Genomic DNA, 3438 nt, shown 5'->3' on the forward strand with positions numbered 1-3438 from the left:
GTCCTACGCTGCCCGGATATTCGCCATGAAGCGATCGAGCTCGGCGCGCAGGCGGGTGCTTTCGCTCGACAGCGTCTTGGCCGAGTTCAGCACCTCCTCCGAGGCTGAACCGGTTTCGGCCGCGCCGCGGTTGACCTGGCCGATATCGGTCGCGGCGGTCTGGGTGCCCTGGGCGACGTTCTGGACGCTGCGGGCGATCTCCTGGGTCGCGGCGCCCTGCTCCTCCACTGCACTGGCAATCGAGGTCGAGATCGACGAGATCTTGCCGATGGTCGCACCGATCTCCTTGATCGCGGCGACCGACTCGGCCGTCGCACCCTGCATGCCCGCGATGTGCGAGGAGATCTCGTCGGTGGCCTTCGCGGTCTGGCTCGCCAGCGATTTCACTTCGCTCGCGACCACCGCAAAGCCGCGGCCGGCTTCCCCGGCGCGCGCCGCCTCGATGGTGGCGTTCAGCGCCAGAAGATTGGTCTGCTCGGCAATCGCGGTGATCAGCTTGACCACCTCGCCGATCTGCTGGGCCGCGTGCGAGAGCTTGCCGATCCGACCATCGGTTTCCTTGGCCTGCACCACGGCGGCCTCGGCAATGCGGCTGGAATCGCGGACCTGGCGGCCGATCTCCTCGACCGAAGCCGACAGCTCTTCGGTCGCGGTCGCGACCGACTGCATGTTGCTCGAGGCCTGCTCGGAGACGCCGGCGACCTGGCTCGACAAGGTCTGTGTCGTCTCGGCGGTGCGGGTCAGCGTGGATGCGGATGATTCAAGCTGCACGGCGGACGCCGAAACGTTGGACACGATCGCACCAACAGCGCTTTCAAAATCGTCGGCAAAGCGGATCAGCTCGGCGCGGCGGCTTGCGGCCTGCTCCCTGTTCTGGGCTTCGCTGGCGGCGGCATCGCGCTCGGCCTTGGCAACGGCCTGGAGCTTGAACTCCTCGACCGCGCCGGCCATCTCGCCGATCTCGTCCTTGCGCCCGAGCCCGGGCAGCACCACGTCGAAATTGCCCGAGGCAAGCTCACGCATCGCCTTGCACATCGCGATCATCGGCCGCGAGATGCCGGTCCCGAGCAGGAAGGCAAGGACCGCACCTAACAGCGTGCCGCCGACGGCCAGCATCAGCACCAATTGCTCGGTCTTTCCGATGGTCGCTTCCGATTCCGAATCCAGCCGCTGCTGTTCGGCGACCAGATCCGCCTTCATGGCTGAGGCGCCACGCAGAATCGCACCAGCCGAGCCGCTCATCTCGGTCACGAGATCATCGACCAGCTTGGCGTTCGCGATGAGCTTCTCCAGCGCCTCGCGATAGGCGACAAGAATGGTCTTGGCATCCTTCAGGCCAGCGACGATCTTGTCGTCCATGGAATAGACCGCGCTGAGCGAGTTCTCGACGAATTTCAGTCGCGCCAGCGCGCTGGTCCCGATCGACTGGTCGGAGGTCAGCACGAAATTGGTCGCTGCGGCGCTCGCAGTCTGGAACTGGGCGTTGACCTGCTTGGTGCCGAATTCGATCGCCTGCGCCTCGGAATCGGAGGCATTGTTGCCGATATCATCGAGCTTGTATTTCAGCAGGTTGGCCTGGCGCGAGAGCTGGTTCTGCACCAACAGCGCGCTGTCGCGCTTGGCCTGCAGGACCTTGGCGAAGGTCGCGGAGAAATTCACGAATTCCTTGGCGAGCTTGTCGAGGCTGTCCTGACGCGCCGGCGTCTTGGCGCTCTTGACCCCCTGGTCGATGGCGTTCTTCAGATTGACTTCGGCCTCCAACGCCGCCTTGGCGTCATCTTCCTTGCCGGTGACGACGAAGTATTTGACGGCCGAGCGGTAGGCGAGCAGTTCGCGGTCGATGTTGCGGGCGAGATCGGCCTCCGAGACGCTGCGGCGATAGGAGCCGACGCCGGATGAAACCCGCTCGAAGCCGAAATAAGCGAACGCCATGCTGCCGGCCGAGATCACCAGCACCGCGGCAAAGCCGAGGATGATCTTGGCGCGGAACCGGACGGTGGGAAATATGCTGCGCTTGGACGGCGACGCGGTACGCCCGGACATTCCAACCCCCTATTCAACGGCGACCCGGAGGCGCCCCGCCCCCAGACCCGGATGCGCAAAACTAAGGCAGAAACGATAAAGGGCGGTAAATTCGTCAGGGCGCCGGGGCGAATCGCTGCGGGCCCGACCGATCCCCGCCGAGCCCGGCCGCCGAGTTGCGGCGGTGCCGAAAAGACCTTACTGTCTGGACACTTGCACTCGGCGCGAGACCGAGGTGAGCCTCGAGGGAGAAGCGGAGTGGGGCAAACCGACTTTCGGTTTAGCGACGCATCCGGCGTTGCCGTTGCGAAATCGAAGGCTGCGACCGTCGATGGAGCTGTCGCCGAGCTTGCGGCGCAGCTGCCGCCGGACGACCTGGCCCTGATCCTGGTCTTCCTCTCGCCTCACTACGATCCCCACCATTTCATCGCCGAGATCAGCCGGCAGTTCGACACCACTCCGGTCTGCGGCTGCACCACCGCCGGCGAACTCGCACCCGACGGCTGGGACGAGAACAGCGTGGTGGCGCTGGCATTCAGCCGTGCTGATTTCACCGCAGTGGTCCGGCCGATCCTCAATCTCGACGGCTTCCGGGTCGAGGACGGGCGGCGCATCGGCGGCGAGCTATGCCACGAGCTCCTGCGCGTGACCCCACAGGTGGACCGGGGCAATTCGTTCGGCCTGGTCCTGATCGACGGCCTCTGCCGCCGGGAAGAGGCGGTGATGTCCGCCATCTACGCCTCGCTCGACGACATCCCGATCGTCGGAGGCTCCGCGGGCGACGGGTTGCGCTTTGAAAAGACCTGGGTGTTCTTCGAAGGCAACGCCTATACGAATGCCGCCCTCCTGATCCTTTTGAATACGTCGCTGCCTTTCAGGGTCTTCAAGTGCGACAATTTCGAGCCGATGCCACAGAAGATGGTGGTCACCGAGGCCGACATCGAGAACCGGACGGTGAAGGAGCTGAACGCGGAGCCCGCGGCCGAGGAATATTCCCGGATGGTCGGGATCATGGATGAGGCCAAGCTCGACCCTTTCTCGTTTGCGTCCCACCCCGTGCTGGTCCGTGTCGGCGGCTCCTACTATGCGCGATCGATCCAGCGCGTCGAGCCCGACGGCTCACTGCATTTCTTTTGCGCCATCGACGAGGGCATGGTGCTCACGGCCGCCACCTCGCGCAGCCTTGTCGGCTCGACGCAGGACGTCTTCGCGCAAATGCAGGATCAGATCGGCGAGGTGTCTCTCTATATCGGCTTCGAGTGCCTGTTGCGCCGGCTCGATGCCGAGCAGCACCAGCTCGCCCGCGACATGTCCGAGCTCTATCGACAGAACCGGGTGGTCGGTTTTCACACCTATGGTGAACAGTTCGGCTCGATGCACGTGAACCAGACATTCACGGGTGTCGCCATCGGCAGG

The 3438-nt window shown here is 64.5% G+C and carries 2 protein-coding genes; one reads left to right on the plus strand and one right to left on the minus strand.

What is annotated here, in order from left to right:
* Positions 1-3 precede the first annotated feature (3 nt).
* The gene (locus AOQ71_RS06680) at positions 4-2043 is read right to left on the minus strand and encodes a methyl-accepting chemotaxis protein (RefSeq protein ID WP_057743445.1); all 2040 of its coding nucleotides are present in this window, start codon (positions 2041-2043) and stop codon (positions 4-6) included.
* 237 nt (positions 2044-2280) lie between these two features.
* Between AOQ71_RS06680 and AOQ71_RS06685 the strand changes: the two genes are divergently transcribed.
* Positions 2281-3438, plus strand: a 1158-nt coding sequence (locus AOQ71_RS06685; RefSeq protein WP_057743609.1) for an FIST N-terminal domain-containing protein, incomplete at its 3' end; no start/stop codon positions are given.

The organism is Bradyrhizobium manausense, assembly GCF_001440035.1.
Lineage (GTDB): Bacteria > Pseudomonadota > Alphaproteobacteria > Rhizobiales > Xanthobacteraceae > Bradyrhizobium > Bradyrhizobium manausense.